The organism is Duganella vulcania (genome assembly GCF_009857655.1).
In the GTDB taxonomy this organism is placed as follows: Bacteria; Pseudomonadota; Gammaproteobacteria; order Burkholderiales; family Burkholderiaceae_D; genus Rugamonas; species Rugamonas vulcania.
Map to the genome: position 1 here is coordinate 1 of NZ_WWCX01000122.1, position 15,672 is coordinate 15,672.

General features: G+C 64.9%; 18 protein-coding genes. 8 read left to right on the forward strand and 10 right to left on the reverse strand.

What is annotated here, in order from left to right; genetic code table 11:
• Positions 1 to 105: 105 nt before the first annotated feature.
• Both GTP90_RS31855 and GTP90_RS31860 read right to left on the reverse strand, forming a co-directional pair.
• Positions 106 to 330 carry a TOBE domain-containing protein gene (locus GTP90_RS31855; RefSeq protein WP_161087276.1) on the reverse strand — a complete coding sequence of 75 codons (225 nt, stop codon included), beginning with the start codon at positions 328 to 330 and terminating at the stop codon, positions 106 to 108.
• 83 nt (positions 331 to 413) lie between these two features.
• Positions 414 to 1,436, reverse strand: a complete 1,023-nt coding sequence (locus tag GTP90_RS31860; RefSeq protein WP_161087277.1) for a sulfate ABC transporter substrate-binding protein — start codon at positions 1,434 to 1,436, stop codon at positions 414 to 416.
• Positions 1,437 to 1,747: 311 nt separating this feature from the next.
• Here GTP90_RS31860 and GTP90_RS31865 point away from each other — a divergent pair, with 311 nt between their 5' ends.
• Entirely contained in the window at positions 1,748 to 2,293 is a 546-nt protein-coding gene (locus GTP90_RS31865) for a GNAT family N-acetyltransferase (RefSeq protein ID WP_161087278.1), read from the forward strand.
• Here the strand turns inward: GTP90_RS31865 and GTP90_RS31870 are convergent.
• Complete coding sequence (locus GTP90_RS31870; RefSeq protein WP_161087279.1) at positions 2,290 to 3,087, reverse strand: class II glutamine amidotransferase; 798 nt, start codon at positions 3,085 to 3,087, stop codon at positions 2,290 to 2,292. The two genes, GTP90_RS31865 and GTP90_RS31870, sit on opposite strands and share 4 nt — an antisense overlap.
• Before the next feature lie 155 nt (positions 3,088 to 3,242).
• On the opposite strand from GTP90_RS31870, the gene GTP90_RS31875 reads away from it, so the two are divergent.
• The 3 genes from GTP90_RS31875 to GTP90_RS31885 all read left to right on the forward strand — a co-directional run bounded on the left by GTP90_RS31875 (position 3,243) and on the right by GTP90_RS31885 (position 5,472).
• On the forward strand, positions 3,243 to 4,067 hold the full coding sequence (locus GTP90_RS31875) for an EAL domain-containing protein (protein ID WP_161087280.1): 825 nt from the start codon (positions 3,243 to 3,245) through the stop codon (positions 4,065 to 4,067).
• Positions 4,068 to 4,173: 106 nt separating this feature from the next.
• Positions 4,174 to 4,611, forward strand: coding sequence for a hypothetical protein (locus tag GTP90_RS31880; RefSeq protein ID WP_161087281.1), 438 nt, complete (start codon positions 4,174 to 4,176; stop codon positions 4,609 to 4,611).
• A gap of 102 nt (positions 4,612 to 4,713) precedes the next feature.
• A complete protein-coding gene (locus GTP90_RS31885) occupies positions 4,714 to 5,472 on the forward strand; it encodes a peptidoglycan L,D-endopeptidase MepK (protein ID WP_254452142.1) in 759 nt (252 codons plus the stop codon).
• A 4-nt stretch (positions 5,473 to 5,476) separates the two neighbouring features.
• On the opposite strand, the gene GTP90_RS31890 is transcribed toward GTP90_RS31885, so the two are convergent.
• Positions 5,477 to 5,695, reverse strand: a complete 219-nt coding sequence (locus GTP90_RS31890) for a DUF3460 family protein (RefSeq protein WP_161087282.1) — start codon at positions 5,693 to 5,695, stop codon at positions 5,477 to 5,479.
• Positions 5,696 to 5,768: 73 nt separating this feature from the next.
• On the opposite strand from GTP90_RS31890, the gene GTP90_RS31895 reads away from it, so the two are divergent.
• The 4 genes from GTP90_RS31895 (at position 5,769) to GTP90_RS31910 (ending at position 9,939) form a co-directional block, all read left to right on the forward strand.
• Positions 5,769 to 6,176: a hypothetical protein gene (locus GTP90_RS31895; protein ID WP_371875155.1), complete on the forward strand. Its 408-nt coding sequence runs from the start codon at positions 5,769 to 5,771 to the stop codon at positions 6,174 to 6,176.
• A 24-nt stretch (positions 6,177 to 6,200) separates the two neighbouring features.
• Complete coding sequence (locus GTP90_RS31900) at positions 6,201 to 7,004, forward strand: transporter substrate-binding domain-containing protein (RefSeq protein WP_161087284.1); 804 nt, start codon at positions 6,201 to 6,203, stop codon at positions 7,002 to 7,004.
• Positions 7,005 to 7,006: 2 nt separating this feature from the next.
• Positions 7,007 to 7,672, forward strand: a complete 666-nt coding sequence (locus GTP90_RS31905; protein WP_161087285.1) for an amino acid ABC transporter permease — start codon at positions 7,007 to 7,009, stop codon at positions 7,670 to 7,672.
• A 71-nt stretch (positions 7,673 to 7,743) separates the two neighbouring features.
• Positions 7,744 to 9,939, forward strand: a complete 2,196-nt coding sequence (locus GTP90_RS31910) for a putative bifunctional diguanylate cyclase/phosphodiesterase (protein WP_161087286.1) — start codon at positions 7,744 to 7,746, stop codon at positions 9,937 to 9,939.
• A 28-nt stretch (positions 9,940 to 9,967) separates the two neighbouring features.
• Here the strand turns inward: GTP90_RS31910 and GTP90_RS31915 are convergent, their stop codons facing one another.
• The 6 genes from GTP90_RS31915 to flgH all read right to left on the reverse strand — a co-directional run.
• Positions 9,968 to 11,008, reverse strand: a complete 1,041-nt coding sequence (locus GTP90_RS31915; protein WP_161087287.1) for a hypothetical protein — start codon at positions 11,006 to 11,008, stop codon at positions 9,968 to 9,970.
• Positions 11,009 to 11,026: 18 nt separating this feature from the next.
• The gene (flgL, locus tag GTP90_RS31920; RefSeq protein ID WP_161087288.1) at positions 11,027 to 11,938 is read right to left on the reverse strand and encodes a flagellar hook-associated protein FlgL; all 912 of its coding nucleotides are present in this window, start codon (positions 11,936 to 11,938) and stop codon (positions 11,027 to 11,029) included.
• Positions 11,939 to 11,949: 11 nt separating this feature from the next.
• On the reverse strand, positions 11,950 to 13,320 hold the full coding sequence (gene flgK, locus GTP90_RS31925) for a flagellar hook-associated protein FlgK (protein ID WP_161087289.1): 1,371 nt from the start codon (positions 13,318 to 13,320) through the stop codon (positions 11,950 to 11,952).
• Positions 13,321 to 13,414: 94 nt separating this feature from the next.
• Positions 13,415 to 13,873, reverse strand: coding sequence for a hypothetical protein (locus GTP90_RS31930; protein ID WP_161087290.1), 459 nt, complete (start codon positions 13,871 to 13,873; stop codon positions 13,415 to 13,417).
• Positions 13,874 to 13,881: 8 nt separating this feature from the next.
• Positions 13,882 to 15,021, reverse strand: a complete 1,140-nt coding sequence (locus GTP90_RS31935; RefSeq protein WP_161087291.1) for a flagellar basal body P-ring protein FlgI — start codon at positions 15,019 to 15,021, stop codon at positions 13,882 to 13,884.
• A gap of 39 nt (positions 15,022 to 15,060) precedes the next feature.
• A partial coding sequence (gene flgH, locus GTP90_RS31940; RefSeq protein ID WP_175048315.1) for a flagellar basal body L-ring protein FlgH occupies positions 15,061 to 15,672 on the reverse strand: 612 nt, incomplete at its 5' end.

Consider the following 15,672-nt stretch of genomic DNA (forward strand, 5'->3'; position numbering starts at 1 on the left):
GGTCAAGTCTGGCATTCGGACACGGCCTCTGCCGTAGCGCGCGCTACGGCAGAGGCCGTGTCCGAATGCCAGACTTGACCCCAAATTTTTGAACGGCAATGTTGCCTAGTTGCTGCTGATTTTGGCGATGGAGACTTCGGTGGATTTCACGAGGGCAATGACTTCGCTGCCGATTTTCAAATCCAGGTCATGAATCGAGCGCGACGTGATCACCGAGGTGACGATGCCGTGCTGGGTTTCCACATCGACTTCCGAGACGACCGGCCCAAAGATGATTTCCTTGATCTTGCCGCGGAACTGGTTACGTACGTTAATTTCAGAAATGGCCATCGCGTTTCCTTTGTCTGGTTGTTTGTTACGTGTCCAGATTACGGGCCGGCAGGCCATTTGCAAACGAATCGATCCGTATATCCTTATTTGGTCTGGTAGATTTTGTCGAATTCGCCGCCGTCGTCAAAATGCTTCTTCTGCGCCGATTTCCAGCCGCCGAAGACGTCATCCACCGTGAACAGCGTGATCTGGCGGAAGTTGGCGTTGTACTTCTTGAACGCGGTCTCGGAACGCGGACGGAAGTAGTGCTTGGCGATGACTTCCTGCGCTTGTTCGCTGTACAGGAAGTTCAGGTAGCCGGTGGCCTGCTTGCGCACGCCACGGCGGTCGACCACCTTGTCAACCACCGCCACCGGCGATTCGGCCAGGATCGAGATCGACGGGTAGACCACTTCGAAGTTGTTGCCGAACTCGGCGCGTACCAGGTTCACTTCGTTCTCGAACGTGACCAGAACGTCGCCGATCTCGCGCTGAGTGAAGGTGGTCGTCGCGCCGCGCCCGCCTGCGTCCAGCACCGGCACGTTCTTGAAGATCTTGGTGACCAGCTCGCGCGCCTGCGCTTCCGTGCCGCCTTTTTTCAGTACCGAGCCCCACGCCGCCAGGTAGGTGTAGCGGCCGTTGCCGGCGGTCTTGGGGTTGGGAATGACCACCTTGACGCCCGGCTTGGCCAGGTCGGCCCAGTCCTTGATCTGCTTGGGATTGCCCTTGCGTACCAGGTAAATCATGGTCGAGTAGTAGGGCGCGGCGTTGTTGGGGAACTTCTTGGCCCAGTCCTGCACCACCAGGCCTTTGTCGGCCAGCATGTCGATGTCATTGGCCTGGTTCATCGTGACCACGGCCGCTTCCATGCCATCGGCCACCGAACGGGCCTGCTTGGACGAGCCGCCGTGCGATTGGTTGATGCTGAGGGTTTCGCCGGTGGTTTTCTTCCAGTCCGCGACAAACAGCGGGTTGATGTCCTTGAACAGCTCGCGGGCAACGTCGTAGGAGGCGTTCAACAGCACGGTTTCTGCAGCGTTGGCTTGCAGGGGCAGGCCCAGCAGGACGGCGGAAGCGGCCAGGAACGAGGAAATAATCACGCGGCGAGCAGGATTTTTGGTGGTCATAATGAGCTTTCGTAATAACAGACGCCCATGGTGTAAAATTTCGCCCGGAAAAGATACGAATTTTTCGTAATATGCTTAGTAGGTATGCTTGGTAGGTATGGTGGCACGAGTTTTCAGTAAAAACCGCATAACGATTTTTGAAAACATTCGTGGGCAAAAGCAGGGCCAGCCATTAGGCTGCATGAGTCAATCGGGCGCTCCCGCAACGGCTTTTGCTGCTTGGTGTATAGTCGGTTTCAGGCACTGAAGAAGGCGCGCGGTACAACGGCGAAGCGCTTCATTTTTGCTAATGGGAATATTTGTGAGCGTACATGAGTCTTGAAATTCGGAGTCTTGAAATTCGCATTGCTGCTTCGACAGATGCGGATGCGGCCTGCACGGTGTTGCGCCGCTCGATCACGGAGTGCTGCGATCTGGATCATAAGAACGATCCCGCCATCCTCGATGCCTGGCTGGGCAATAAAACGCCGCAGATGGTGGCCAACTGGTTTAACTCACCGACGAATTTTTCGCTGGTCGCGCTCAGCGAAGGCGTGGTCGTCGGCGTCGCGCTGCTGACCGGCGCCGGCAAGCTGGCCCTGTGCTATCTGCTGCCGGAGGCGCGCGGCCAGGGCGTCGGCAAGGCGCTGCTGGCGCGCATGGAGGAGCAGGCGTGCAGCTGGGGCGTGAAGGCGCTGCAATTGCATAGCACGGCCACCGGCCGGGAGTTCTTTGCCAAGCGCGGCTATGTCGACGCGGGCAAGGTGCGCTCGCCGTATGGCGTGGAAACCGTGTTCTTCTGGAAGCAGCTGGACGCCGGCGCGGAGGCGCCGGACGGCGGCAAGCGCAAGCGCTTCTGTAACTGCAATCCGGTCTAGCAGCAGATCTCCAACTCCCATTCCTGGCGCCGCACCGGCGCCGATCCCACGTCCAATCCATTGACAAACAGCTTCAGTTCGCCCGGTGCGAACCTGGTCCAGGCCTCGTTCGACGTCAGCGGCTGGGTGGCGATGACGGCGATGCGGTCGTCCAGATGGTTGTGCTTGCTGAAGTCGATGCTGAGGTCGCAATCGACCAGCTGCGCCACCGAGAACGGGTATTCGCGCACCACCACGTGCAGCTCGGTGCTGCAATGGGCGAACAGCAGCTCGCCGTTGGAGAGGATGAAATTGAAGCTGCCGTAGGCGGCGATTTCGCCGGCCAGCGTCTCCAGCGCGCCGAACAGCACGTGGCGCGGCGGCCGCGTTTCAAAGCGCAGCGCCAGGCCGGACAGCAGGTGGCAGAAGGCGCGCTCGCTGTCGGTGTCGCCGTGCGGCGAGTACAGGCTGGGATTCGGATCGAACAGCTTCAGGTCGCCGTTGTGCGCGAAGGACCAGGTCTGGCCCCACAGCTCGCGCGTGAACGGGTGGCTGTTTTCCAGCGAGATGCGGCCCTGCGTGGCCTTGCGGATATGGGCGACCACGTTCCTGGCCTTGACCGGATGGTCGCGGATCTGCGCCGCCAGCGGCGAGTGCGTCGAGGCCAGCGAATCGGTGTAGAGCTTGCAGCCACTGGACGTATGCAAAGCGATGCCCCAGCCGTCGCGGTGCTCGCTGCCGCGCAGCGCGAAGCCGGCGAAGGAAAAGTCGACTGCGGCGGGCTTGCTGCTGCTCATGGCGAGTAGTTGGCACATGGTGTTCGGGCGGAGAGTGGCGATGGCCAACGATAGCGGCGCCATGCCGCCGGGGGAACGAATGTTTTGGCATATGCATAGCTGAAAGCATTCGTTCGCCCTGGCCGCGCGCGGGCTTACGCTGTCGGTATTGTCAGCGTCCGTCGAGGAGTTCCATGTCATTTCCCATCTTGAAAAAATACCTGGCGCGCCTGTCCGACGCCAGCGGCGCGGCTTCCAGCATCTGGCTCGATTACGAGGGCAAGGCCCATGGACGCTTCTTCAATTGCACACTGAGCAGCGCTTTCCAGCCGATCCGCCAGCTGGCGTCGGGCGAGGTGCGCGCCTACGAGGGCCTGGTGCGCAGCGTGTCGGCGCAAGACCAGGGCTTGTCGCTGTGGCGGCTGCTGGACCATGCGGCCAGCGACGACGAGTCGATCGAGCTGGACCGTTTGTGCCGCATGCTGCACGCGATTAATTTCTTCCGCCAGGCCGGCGATGGGCCGCAGGACTTGTACCTGAACGTGCATGACCGCTTGCTGAGCGCCGTCAGCAGCAATCACGGCCACGCCTTCCGCCGCATCCTCGATGCGCTGGAACTGCCGCTGCAACGCGTGGTGCTGCAATTGCCGGCGGCCTCGCCGCAGCAGGGCTGGCTGTTGAACTATGTGTCCGACAACTATCGCCGCAACGGTTTCCGGTTCGCGGTCAACGTGCCAAGCGCGCGCGAGGCCTTGCTGTTGCTGGATCGCTTGCGGCCCGATGTGCTCAAGCTCGACGCGCGCGAGCTGCACGACAGCGAGGCGCTGCTGGCCCTGTTGAAGCGCAGCGCGCAAGACAAGGTGGCGCTGGTGTTCAAGCGGCTGGAGTCGACGCCGGCGTTGACCGTGCTGCGGCAGCTGGGCGAGACCGCGCAGGTGCCGCTGCTGGTGCAAGGCTATATGCTGGACGAGCCGCGCGCGGACTTGCTGGCCGTGGAGCGCGAAGTGGCGGCCGCGTGATGAGCCATTTCAAATATGTATCCGCTATCGTTCATGATAGCCACAATGAATTTGTTTTTTGCGCGGCGACTGCTTAAATGGAATCTCCAACACGGGGGATGTCATCATGAAAACAATCTACGTCGCAGTAGTTGTGGGGGGGCTTGCACTGTCGTCAGCTTCGCAAGCGCAGCAGTCCGAAGAGACCTTGCGGGTGCCGGTTCCGGCCAACCAGGCCCGCATCGAGTTGCCCGATTCGTATTCCAAGATGTGGCCGCAGGATTACCGCGATCTGGTGGCCACCTACACGCTGTCGAACGGACAGACGCTGTCGATCATCAGTCGCGGCACGAATATGTATGCCTACGTGGACCGGGGGCCGCAGCACAAGATCGTCACCACCGGCCGCGACAACTACGTCGCGCTGGATCGCCAGCTGAAAATGGAAATCCATCTGGACGACGACAACGGCGCGCACGGGTGGTTGACGATGGTGGTGCCGGCGCGGAACCTGTCCGATGGCGGCGTCGGTGCGGAGCAGGTGATCCATCTGGCAATGCGCTAGACGCTGGCTGCGCCTGGTTTTTTGCGGGAAATCAGGCGCGTTCCCTTTTTCATTTCCCTCTGCATACGCTATAGTATCCATATCGTTTTTCACGGGTGGGCTATGGCATCGCGCAGAAAGTTTTTACAGCAGGGTTTGGGTGTGGCGGGAGCGGGTTTTTTATCGGTGCCGCTGATTGGCTGCGCTTCCCGCGGCACGGTTCAACATAGCGCGGCCGCCTCGCCGAAACCGGCGCCGCATCAGGCCGCGAGCAGCGCTGGCGTTAGCGCACCGGCGCAGGCCAAGCCGGCCGCCAGCATGCCGCGCGCCAGCGCGCCATCCGGCTTCGGCGAACTGGCGCCGCCGCCCGATATCTTCGACGCGCAGGCATTGGACCTGGAGTTCTGGCTCAAGCCGCGCACGCTTGATGTGGTACGGCCGGCTTCCGGCGAACGCGCCAAGCTGCTGTACTGGCGCGATGGCGAGATTATCGAATCGGCCTACCAGGACTTGTGCCACCTGCTGCGCGACGTCAACGGCAAGGAAACCGCGCGCATCGATCCCAAGCTGTTTGAAACGCTGTGGGGCACGCAGGCCTTCGTGGCGCGCTACGGCATCGACACGCCGCTGGAGATCCTGTCCGGCTACCGCACCCAGGCGTCGAACCAGAAGCTGCGCGAGGCGGGCGTGCCGGCCGCGCGCCAGTCGCTGCACATCGAGGGCCGCGCCGCCGACATCCGGCTGGCCAACCTGAACTCCGAAGTGCTGGGTGGCCTCGTGAAGAGCTTCCGCCAGGGCGGCGTCGGTTTCTATTACCGCTCCGGTCCGCGCGGCGGCTGGATCCACGCGGACACCGGCCTCAATCGCACCTGGAAGGGTTGACCGCCTATTCGTAGAAGTACGAGTGGTAGACGGTCGGCTTCAATTCGGCGTCGCGTTCGCGGTCTATGCGTTGCGGATCGACGGGACGCTCCCAAAAAATGCGCCATCCCAGCACCTGGTCGCGCCGCACCTCGGGGTGCTGGCGCAGGTAGCCGTTCAGGAACTGCGTGAATTCGGACTCGTATTCGCGGCGTCCGGGGCCGTAGGGATATTTATATTTCATGGCTGATTTCCTTCCATCGATTAAACTGGCGGCTGCTTAAAGACTAACTCAGCAGGAAAATATGCAAGACGCTATGCAAGACGATAACAAGCCGCGCTTCCGCCCGGTGCCGTGGAGCGGGCTGGAAACCCCGGCCGATGTGGAACTGTGGATAGCCGAGCACGACCTCAGCCTGCAGGAACATATCGCCAAGAACGAAACCGGCTATGGCGTGTGCTTCACCCTGGCCGAGGGCGGCGAGATCTATATGCAGACCACGCAGGACGGCGCCTTGATCCTCGATGTTACGCCGGAAGCGGAATGGGTGTCGCCACTGATCATGGCCGCCGCGCGCATCGACGAGGCGCCGCAGGGCCGGCTGTGGGTGCTGCCGGACGATAAGCTGGTACAGTTGATGATCGGCCTGAGCGGACTGATCGCCAGTTCCATCCTGGTGGTCGGCCATAATTTCGGCCTGCGACGCCGCATGGGCGCGTGGTAGCGCCTGTCACTTACAAGGAATTTCATGCATAAACGCGATTTCACTTTCAAGCTGGCGCAAGGCGCGCTGCTGGCCCTGGCGCTGACGTCCGTGGCCTTGCCCGCGTCGGCGGCCGACCTGCTGGCCACGGTCAAGGCGCGCGGCACGCTCAAGGTGGCGATGGAGGGCACTTATCCGCCGTTCAACTACAAGGACCAGAAGAGCGGCGAGCTGGCCGGCTACGACGTCGATGTGGCGCGCCTGCTGGCCGCCAAGCTGGGGGTGAAAGTGGAGTTCGTCAGCAGCGAGTGGGCCAGCATCCTGGCCGGGCTGTCGGCCAATAAATACGATGTGATCATTTCGCAGGTCGGCATCAATCCCAAGCGCGAGCAGGCTTTCGATTTCTCGGCGCCGTATATCTACTCGATGCCGCAGCTGATCGTGCGCAAGGACGAGAAGGCGGCCTACAAGACGCTGGCCGACTTGAAGGGCAAGAAGCTGGGCGTGGGGCAGGGCAGCGTCTACGAGCAGCAGGCCAAGGCGGTGCCGGGCATCGAGGTGCGCAGCTACGCGGCTGCGCCGGACACCATGTCCGACCTGGCCTTCGGCCGCATCGACGCCGCGCTCAACGACAGCCTGATGTCCGCGTATTTATTGAAGATTTCCAAGCTGCCGATCAAGGCCGGCGCGCAGGTGGGCGCGGTCGAGCGCATGGGCATCCCTTTCCAGAAGGGCAATCCGCAATTCAAGGAAGCGCTGAACAAGGCGCTGGCCGAGGCCGCCGCCGACGGCAGCCTGAAGGCGATCTCGCTGAAGTGGTTCGGCACTGACGTCAGCAAGGCGCCCTGAGCATGGATAGTCAGGGGCTGCTGGAGCTGCTGCGCGAGGCCGCGCCGGTCATGCTGCGCGGCGCCGGCTACACGGTGGTGTTCGCGCTGGCGTCGATGCTGGGCGGGCTGCTGATCGGCTTTCCGGTGGCGGTGATGCGCATCCTGCCGTACCGCGTGCTGCGCTGGCCGGCCGGCGTGTATGTCAGCCTGATGCGCGGCACGCCGCTGCTGGTGCAGATGTTCGTCATTTATTACGGCCTGCCCAGCGTGGGCATCGAATTCACGCCGGTGACGGCCGGCATCCTGGCGCTGAGCCTGAACGCGGGCGCCTTCCTGTCCGAGAGCCTGCGCGGCGCCATCGCGGCGGTCAGCAAGGGGCAGTGGGCCGCCAGCTACAGCCTGGGCCTGGGCTACTGGTCCACGCTGCGTTTCGTGGTGCTGCCGCAGGCGCTGCGCATCGCGGTGCCGGCCATGAGCAATACGCTGATCAGCCTGATCAAGGATACCTCGCTGGTGTCGGTCATCACCATGACCGAGCTGATGTTGTCGACCAAGGAGGTGATCGCCACCACCTTCCGGCCATTGCCGCTGTACCTGGCCGCCGCCGGCATTTATTGGATGCTCAGCTTGCTGTTCGAGGCGCTGCAACGGCGCGCGGAACAACGCTTGAACCGCGCGCATCGCTGAGGCGTCGCCGCGCGCTCGACAGTGCGCGGCTTAAATGCTAGTCTGGACACCTACCGACGCAAAGGGGTGGTATGCAGAAGCCTACACACACTTCCGACCTGCATGGCGGCCGGCAGCCGATCTCCACGGCGCGCATCGACGGACTGACCAGCATGGCGGTTATCGACGAAGGCGCGGCCGCGCTGGCGTTCACCGCGCCGCCCGCCGCGTCCCCGCTCAGCGCCGAGCAAGCCTGCTTCAACGACGTGTACCTGCTGGCGCCGGTCGGCTATTTCGTGCTCGGCTTCGACACTACCATCCTGCAAATGAACGTGGTCGGCTCCGACCTGCTTGGCGTGCCGCGCAACAATCCGGCCAAGCTGCCGTTGCGCCAGTTTATCGCCCCGCGCTTCCACGAGGATTTCGACCGTTTCGTGCGGCTGGCGCTCAACAGCACGCACCCCGAGCAATGCTCGCTGCAGATGACGCGGGCGCGCAACCAGCAGGGTTTCCCGGTCACGCTGCGCGCCAGCGCCGACAGCAGCGGCCAGGCCATCCGCGTGGTGCTGGAGCTGGCCGAGGGCAAGCTGGCGGCGCTCGAGCGCAGCGAGGAGCGCTTCCGCCGCATCGTCCACAGCGCCGAGGAGGGCATCTGGGAAATCGACGGCGCCGCCCGCACCAGCTTTGTCAATCCGAAGATGGCGGCCATGCTGGGCTACACCATCGAGGAGATGCTGGACCAGCCGCTGGTGGCCTTCATGGACGACGAGGGCCGCGCCATCCTGGAGCGCAACATCGCGCGGCGCCAGCAGGGCGTGGCCGAGCGCCACGAATTCAAGTTCCTGCGCAAGGACGGCAGCGAGCTGTGGGCCACGCTGGCCACCAACCCGATCTTCGACGCCGAGGGCGCCTACCTGGGCGCGCTGGCGCTGGTGAGCGACATCACCGACAGCCGCGCGACCACCGAACGCATCTGGCACCAGGCCAATTTCGACCAGCTGACCTCGCTGCCCAACCGCCACATGTTCCAGGACCGCCTGGGCCACGAGGTCAAGAAGGCGCAGCGCGAGGGCATGCAGCTGGCGCTGCTGTTCATCGACCTGGACGGCTTCAAGCAGGTCAACGACACGCTCGGCCATGCGCACGGCGACACCCTGCTGGTGGAGGCGGCGCGCCGCATCGGCGCCTGCGTGCGCAACTCGGACACGGTGGCGCGGCTGGGCGGCGACGAGTTCACCGTGATCCTGTCCGGCATCGAGCAGACCGCCGGCATCGAGCGCATCACGCAGACCATGCTGGCGCTGCTGAACCGGCCGTTCGCGCTGGGCGCGGCCCAGCCGTCGATCTCGGCCAGCATCGGCATCGCGCTGTATCCGTCGGACGCGGTGGCGCCGGAGGACTTGCTGCGCCAGGCCGACCAGGCCATGTACGCGGCCAAGGAATCGGGCCGCAACCGCTACAGCTATTTCACGGCCGACCTGCAGCAGGCCGCGCAGGCGCGCCAGCAGGTGGCGCAGGACCTGCGCTTGGCCCTGTCGGAGCGGCAGTTCGAGCTGTACTTCCAGCCCATCGTCAACCTGGGGAACGGCATGATCGAGCGGGCCGAGGCGCTGCTGCGCTGGCGCCATCCGCAGCGCGGCCTGCTGGCCCCGGCCGATTTCCTGCAGCATGCCGAAGCGGGCGGGCTGATGATGGAGATCGGCGACTGGGTGTTCCGCCAGGCGGCGCTGCAGGCGCGCCGCTGGCAGGACGAGCTGGGGCCGGGCTTCCAGGTCAGCATCAACCAGTCGGCCGCGCAGTTCCGCGGCGACACCGCGCTTTACGTGGGCTGGCTCAACTACGCGGCCGAACTGCAGCTGGCGCCGCGCAGCATGGTCATCGAGATCACCGAGGGCGTGCTGATGGACGGCATCGCCAAGATCGCCGACCGGCTGCGCGAGTTGCGCGAGATGGGCATGCAGGTGGCGCTGGACAATTTCGGCACCGGCTATTCGTCGCTGTCGCACCTCAAGCATTTCGGCATCGACCTGCTCAAGCTGGACCGCAGCTTCATCCAGCACCTGGCCAGCGACAGCGGCGACCTGGCGATGTGCGAGGCGCTGATCGTCATGGCGCACAAGCTGGGCTTGCGGGTGGTGGCGGAGGGCGTGGAGACGCCGGCCCAGAGCGCCTTGCTGGCGCTGGCCGGCTGCGATTTCGCCCAGGGCCATGTGTATGCGGAGGCGATGCCGGCCGCGCAGTTCAGCGCGCTGGCCAGGCGCGGGCTGCCGCCCATGGTGGTGGAATAACGCGCTGGAATGAGGCGGGGCGGCCGGCCTAGCGCAGGCTCAGCAGCGAGATCACGCGCTCGCGGCTGATGCCGGCCAGCGCCGAGGTGATCGACAGCAGCGACTGGTAGCCGGGTTGCTTGGCGGTCGAGACGAAATTCTGCGCCACTTGGTCCATGCCGTCGGTGGTGCCGCTGGGCGTGGCGTCCTGCACGCGGGCGCTCACCTGGTTGAGCGCGGTGTGCACCGAGGCGATCGCCTGTTCCACCTGGGCCAGCGCCTGCACCACTTGCTGCAAGGTGGCGCGGATGCCGTCCACGTCGGCGGTTTGCCAGCTGTCGGGATCGACGGCCGGCGCTTCGGCCTCGGCCTTCACGCGGTTCAGCTGGCCGGTCGGGAAGCGGATGCCGCCGCCCTGCACGGCGATGGTGTCGCGCACATTGGTCCACGACGATTCCGGCGTGGAGAATTCCATCTGGCCGTCCTCGTTGAGCTCGGCGCGCACGCCGCTCGGGGCCAGCGCGTCGTCGAAGCGCTGGGCGATTTCCTCGTCCGACAGGCCGGGTTCCAGCACCACCGAGCGCAGGTTCTGGCCGCCGCCCAGCGAGATCGCCAGCACTTCGCGGCCGCCGGTGCGCAGGTTGCCGATGTTCATGCCGCGCACCGTGAAGCGGGTGGTGCTGGTCTTGTTGCTGAATTTGAGGCGGGCGTCCAGCGTGCCGCCGGAGGCCGCGCTGCGGCTGCGCCAGGTGTTGCTGAACTGGCGCACGCGCGCGTCCAGCGTGCCGTCGCTGCGCTGGCGGTTGGCCAGGCGGGCGCTGAGGTCGGCCTTCAGGTTGCGCAGCTGGGCCGCGCTTTGCTCCAGGAAGTCGAGCGCCTGCTGGGCGCCGGAGATGTCGCCCTGCAGCGGCTGGTCCCAGTTGTTCAGGCCACGGCGCAGCGGCGCGGCCGAGGTGGGCGTGGGCGTGACCGGCGTGGCGGTGGCGGCGTTCTCGCCGTGCAACCCCAGCGCGGTGCCGTCCACCGCGCTGGCATTGCTGGCGTTGCCAGGAACAATGACGCTCGGGTTGGTGTTGGGCGAAATTTGCATAGGGTGCTCGGGTCGGGATTACAGGATGTTGAACAGCGACAGGTTGCTGATCTTGGAATACGCTTTGTACGACGATTGCAAGGCCAGATTATAGCCGTTCAGTTCGGTCGCGGCCTCGCCGTAGTCCAATTGGCCCAGGTCCAGGATCGCGGTCTTGTTCGACAGGCTGACGTTGGCGTGGTTGCCGTCCAGCGTGGCCAGCACGTTCTGGGCGCCGCCGAAATCGGCGATCTTGCCGGCCACCAGGTCCAGCGTGGCGCTGGCGCCGTCCATGTTGGCGCCCAGCGCGGCCGTCAGCGAGGGCGAGCCCACCGTCAGCGTGGGCGACGACAGCTGGTCGATGGTCGTGTCCATCTGGTTGAGCAAGTCTTCCAGGCCCTTGACGTCGACGTTGGTGGTCTGCGTGATGCCGTTGCCGACCACGGTCTTCTGCTCGTTCTGGTTGCCTTCGAAGGTGTAGCGGGAGCCGATCGGGGCGGTCGCGTCGAACTTGATGGCTGCGGTGTTGGTCGCGGTGCCGGAGAAGATGTAGCGGCCTTCCTGGTCCTTCTCGTTGGCGCTGTAGAACAGGCTGTCGCGCAGCGAGGTCATCGGGTTGACCATGGACTTCAGGTCGGCGGCGGTGTTGCTGCCGTCCGAGGCCCAGACCAGCAGGTCGTGGGTCTGGGTGATGTCGTTGGTCATACTCTGCAGATACGTCTCGTTGGTCGACAGGCGGATCTTGACCGCCGCGATATTGTCGCGGTACTGGCCGACAATGGCTTCCTCGCGCTCCAGGCGCGACAGGCGGACGTTGCCGACCGGATCGTCGGACGGCAGCTGGATCCGGTCGCCGGAGGCCATCTGCGAGGTGATCTGGGCCAGGTGACTCTGGTTGTCCTGCAGGCCGCGGTTCATGGTGGACTGGAACTGGCTGGTGGCGATGCGCATTCGGGCTCTCCTTAACCGAACATTTTCATGGTGGCGTCGAACAGGGTGTTGGCCACCGCGATCACCTTCATGTTGGCTTGGTACATATTCTGGAATTCGACCAGGTTGATCGCTTCCTCGTCGGTGTTGACCGCGCTGGTCGACTTCCAGTCGTCTTCGGACTGCTGGCGGACCGTGGTGGCGGTGTTGAGCTGCGCCTGGTTCTGCCTGCTGTCGATGCCCAGCTTGCCGACCAGCTGGGTATCGGCGTCGCCCAGCAGCACGCTGCCCAGCGAGGTCAGCGTGATGGGCTGGCCCTTGATGGCGACCAGCTGCTGCAGGTTGCCGGTGTCGCCCGGCATGCCGTCGCTGGAGAACGCCAGGTCGGCGGTCTTGAAGCCGTCGACCACTTGCAGCAGGCCGGTGGCGCTGGCCGGATTGAACACCAGCAGGTCCGTGCCCGGCACGCCGGGGCTGGTGAAGCCGCCCGCGAGCTGGTCGTTGACCTTCTTCGACATCTGCTCGGCGATCTCGGCAATCGATTTTTGCAGCGGCTTCAGGGTGTTTTCCTGGTAATCCGCCAGGCCGCCCAGCTGGCCGCCGACCTTGGTGTCGTCGAGCTTGAAGGTGGTGTTGGCAAAGGTCAGGTTCAGCTGCTCGACGCCGCTGCTGGTGTCGAAGGCCAGGCTGGCCGACAGGTTGCCGACCACCAGCGGTTGGCCGCTCTTGAGCGAGACGCTGGCGGTGCCGTCCGGGTTGTTGACCACTTCGACGCCCACCTGCGAGGCCACGCTGTCGATCAGCTGTTCGCGCTGGTCGATCAGGGCCGAGGTGTTGGTGCCGTTGGCACCGACCGCGATGATCTTCTGGTTCAGCGCGGCGATGCCGGCGACCGATTCATTGAGTCCCGGCAGGACGGCCGAGCGCTGCTGCTGCACCGAGATCAGCTGGTTGGCGGTGACGTTGTAGATGCTGTTGAACTGCTGCGACATGGAATTGGCCGCGGTGATCACCTGCTGGCGCAGCGGGGTCGAGGTCGGGTCGACGCCGGCCGCGTTGAGCGCCTTGAAGAAGGTGTCGATGCCATAGCTCAGGCTCGACTTGCTGTCGCTCATGACCTTTTCCATCTGGGTCAGGTAAGGCTGGACCTGGCTATGCTGGCCCACGTCGGAGGCGGCGCGCCACATCTGCTGGGACTTGTAGGAATCGCTGAAACGCAGCAGGGAGCCCACTTGCACGCCGTTGCCGGGGCTCAGGCCGGAGCCGTCGCCGGCGTTCGCCTGCAGCAGCACGCCCTGGCGGGTGTAGCCCTTGGTTTGTGCGTTGGCGATGTTCTGGCTGACCGTGTTCAGGGCAGCCTGGGCGGCCAGGGCGCCGGACAGTGCGTTGTAAGAAATGCTCATATTGCAAGGGTCTTTCCTGGTGAAGGCCGGAGGACCAGTCGCTTGCAGTGTTTAAATAGCGCTCACTGGTCCGTTAACAGTTAAGGGCGACGGTTTACTGCGCCGGATTAAGCGTTGAGAAAATATTTTGCGGTTGGGCAATATTCGACGCCGGTGCGGCGGCGCGGCCCGGCAGGCTGGCCTGCATGGCGGACGGCCCGCTGGCCGGCGGCAGCAGCTGGCGCAGGATGCAGTCGGCCACGCCGAAGGCGCGCTGGCCGGCCAGCTGGTCGGCCACCAGGTTGTCGGCCATGTCCAGCATGTCTTCGTTGATCTTGTCCTTGAACACGCTGTCCTCGGCCGCCAGCTCGCGCGTGCCGGAGCGCATCTGGTGCAGCATGTGGCCGATGAAGAAGCTCTCGAACTTGACCGCGGCCTCGGTGGCCTTGGCGCGGTACTTCGGGTCGACGCCATCGTCGGCCGCCGGGGCGGCCACGGCGGGCGTTTCGCTGAGCTTGTCGGCCACGCCGATGCGCATGGTGCTGCCGTCGAATTTGCTGGGATCGAAGTTCATGGTGTTCCTTAAATGACGACCAGTTCGCCTTCGATGGCGCCGGCCTGGTCCAGCGCCTGCAGGATCGCCATGATGTCGTCCGGCGACGCGCCCAGGCTGTTGACCACGTCGATGATCGATTGCAGCTTGGCGCCGGCCGGCCACTTGAACATCTGGCCCGAGCCCTGGTCGACGCTGACCTGCGATTGCGGCGTGGCCACGGTGTTGCCCTGGGCCAGGGCGTTCGGCTGGCTGACCTTGGTCGATTCGGAGATCACCACCTTCAGCGAGCCGTGGGTGACGGCGGCCGCGCGCACGCGCAGGCCCTCGGCGATCACCACGGTGCCGGTGCGCGAGTTGAACACCACCTTGGGCGAATCGTCGCCGACGTCGATCGACAGCGCCTCCAGCTTGGCCATGAAGGCCACGCGCTGGGTCGGGTTGGCCGGGGCCACCACGTCGATGCTGGTGGCGTCGGTGGTGGTGGCGATGTCGCCGAAGCGCTTGTTGATCGAGTCGACGATGTTGATCGCGGTCTGGAAGTGCGGGTGGCGCAGCGACAGGCGCACGGTGGGCTTGGTGGCGAAGTCGGTGGCGATCTCGCGCTCGATCGCGGCGCCGCTCGGGATGCGGCCCGAGGTCGGGGTGTTGACCGTGACCGAGGAGCCGCTCTTGCCGGAGGCGCTGAAGCCGCCCACCACCACGTTGCCCTGGGCCAGCGCGTAGACCTCGTTGTCGGCCGCGCGCAGCGGCGTCAGCAGCAGGGCGCCGCCGCGCAGGCTCTTGGCGTCGCCCATCGAGGACACCACCACGTCGATGTTCTGGCCCTTGCGGTAGCCGGGCGGGAACACCGCCGACACCATCACGGTGGCCACGTTCTTGGACTTGGCGTCGGTGCCGTCCGGCACCTTGACGCCGAACTGCTTGAGCATGTTGATCACCGACTGGCTGGCGAACTTGACCTGGGTCGAATCGCCGCTGCCGTTCAGGCCGACCACCAGGCCGTAGCCCACCAGCGGGTTGTCGCGCATGCCTTCGACCGCCACCAGGTTGCGCAGCACCTGCGCGGCCTGGGCCGGCGCGGGCATGGCAGCGCCCACGGCGACGCAGAAGGCCAGCGGCAGGGCCAGCAGGCGGTGGAGGGGGCTGAGGCGCTTGCGGAAATTCATGGGTTCACCTATTAAAAACTGCGCAAAAACTACGGCCGTTCAGAACGGCATCAACGGACCGTTGAAGAAGCGCGACAGCCAGCCGGCCGATTGCGTGTCGGCCAGCGTGCCCTGGGCCGAATAGGCGATGCGGGCGTTGGCGATGCGCAGCGACGACACCTGGTTGTCGGCGTCGATGTCGGCCGCGCGCAGGTAGCCGCGCAGGCGGACGAATTCCTCGCCCTGGTTCAGGGTCAGCGTCTTTTCGCCGGACACGCGCAGCAGGCCGTTGGGCAGCACTTCCTGCACGATCACGGTGATGGCGCCGGTCAGCGCGTTCTGCTGGGTGCTGGTGGCGTCGCCGGCGAAGGTGTTGGAGGCGCCCAGGCCGATGGCGGCCTTGCCGAAGCTCTTGCCCAGCAGGTTGGGCGCGGTGATGTTGTCGGCCGAATTCTTGGAATAGCTGGTGCCGGCCTTCTTGCTGGCCTGCGTGGTTTCCTGCAGGTTGACGGTGACCACGTCGCCGACGCGGAAGGCGCGGCTGTCCGAGGTCAGCGACAGGCCCAGGTCGGCGCTGTAGACGCCGCCCGAGGTGCCTTTCGGGCCGACCGCGCGCGACACGGTGGGCGGCTCGTCGGACGGGCCGGGCCGCACCGGCGGCGGCTGCAGCGC

What these genes read in the sequence shown, in the direction of transcription:
- GTP90_RS31860 (WP_161087277.1), bottom strand. Translation starts at nt 1,436, where the DNA reads ATGACCACCAAAAATCCTGCTCGCCGCGTGATTATTTCCTCGTTCCTG.
- GTP90_RS31880 (WP_161087281.1), top strand. Translation starts at nt 4,174, where the DNA reads ATGAAAACAATCTACGTCGCAGTAGTTGTGGGGGGGCTTGCACTGTCG.
- GTP90_RS31895 (WP_371875155.1), top strand. Translation starts at nt 5,769, where the DNA reads ATGCAAGACGATAACAAGCCGCGCTTCCGCCCGGTGCCGTGGAGCGGG.
- GTP90_RS31905 (WP_161087285.1), top strand. Translation starts at nt 7,007, where the DNA reads ATGGATAGTCAGGGGCTGCTGGAGCTGCTGCGCGAGGCCGCGCCGGTC.
- GTP90_RS31885 (WP_254452142.1), top strand. Translation starts at nt 4,714, where the DNA reads ATGGCATCGCGCAGAAAGTTTTTACAGCAGGGTTTGGGTGTGGCGGGA.
- GTP90_RS31910 (WP_161087286.1), top strand. Translation starts at nt 7,744, where the DNA reads ATGCAGAAGCCTACACACACTTCCGACCTGCATGGCGGCCGGCAGCCG.
- GTP90_RS31915 (WP_161087287.1), bottom strand. Translation starts at nt 11,008, where the DNA reads ATGCAAATTTCGCCCAACACCAACCCGAGCGTCATTGTTCCTGGCAAC.
- GTP90_RS31935 (WP_161087291.1), bottom strand. Translation starts at nt 15,021, where the DNA reads ATGAATTTCCGCAAGCGCCTCAGCCCCCTCCACCGCCTGCTGGCCCTG.
- GTP90_RS31875 (WP_161087280.1), top strand. Translation starts at nt 3,243, where the DNA reads ATGTCATTTCCCATCTTGAAAAAATACCTGGCGCGCCTGTCCGACGCC.
- flgL (WP_161087288.1), bottom strand. Translation starts at nt 11,938, where the DNA reads ATGCGCATCGCCACCAGCCAGTTCCAGTCCACCATGAACCGCGGCCTG.
- flgK (WP_161087289.1), bottom strand. Translation starts at nt 13,320, where the DNA reads ATGAGCATTTCTTACAACGCACTGTCCGGCGCCCTGGCCGCCCAGGCT.
- GTP90_RS31890 (WP_161087282.1), bottom strand. Translation starts at nt 5,695, where the DNA reads ATGAAATATAAATATCCCTACGGCCCCGGACGCCGCGAATACGAGTCC.
- GTP90_RS31900 (WP_161087284.1), top strand. Translation starts at nt 6,201, where the DNA reads ATGCATAAACGCGATTTCACTTTCAAGCTGGCGCAAGGCGCGCTGCTG.
- GTP90_RS31855 (WP_161087276.1), bottom strand. Translation starts at nt 330, where the DNA reads ATGGCCATTTCTGAAATTAACGTACGTAACCAGTTCCGCGGCAAGATC.
- GTP90_RS31865 (WP_161087278.1), top strand. Translation starts at nt 1,748, where the DNA reads ATGAGTCTTGAAATTCGGAGTCTTGAAATTCGCATTGCTGCTTCGACA.
- GTP90_RS31930 (WP_161087290.1), bottom strand. Translation starts at nt 13,873, where the DNA reads ATGAACTTCGATCCCAGCAAATTCGACGGCAGCACCATGCGCATCGGC.
- GTP90_RS31870 (WP_161087279.1), bottom strand. Translation starts at nt 3,087, where the DNA reads ATGTGCCAACTACTCGCCATGAGCAGCAGCAAGCCCGCCGCAGTCGAC.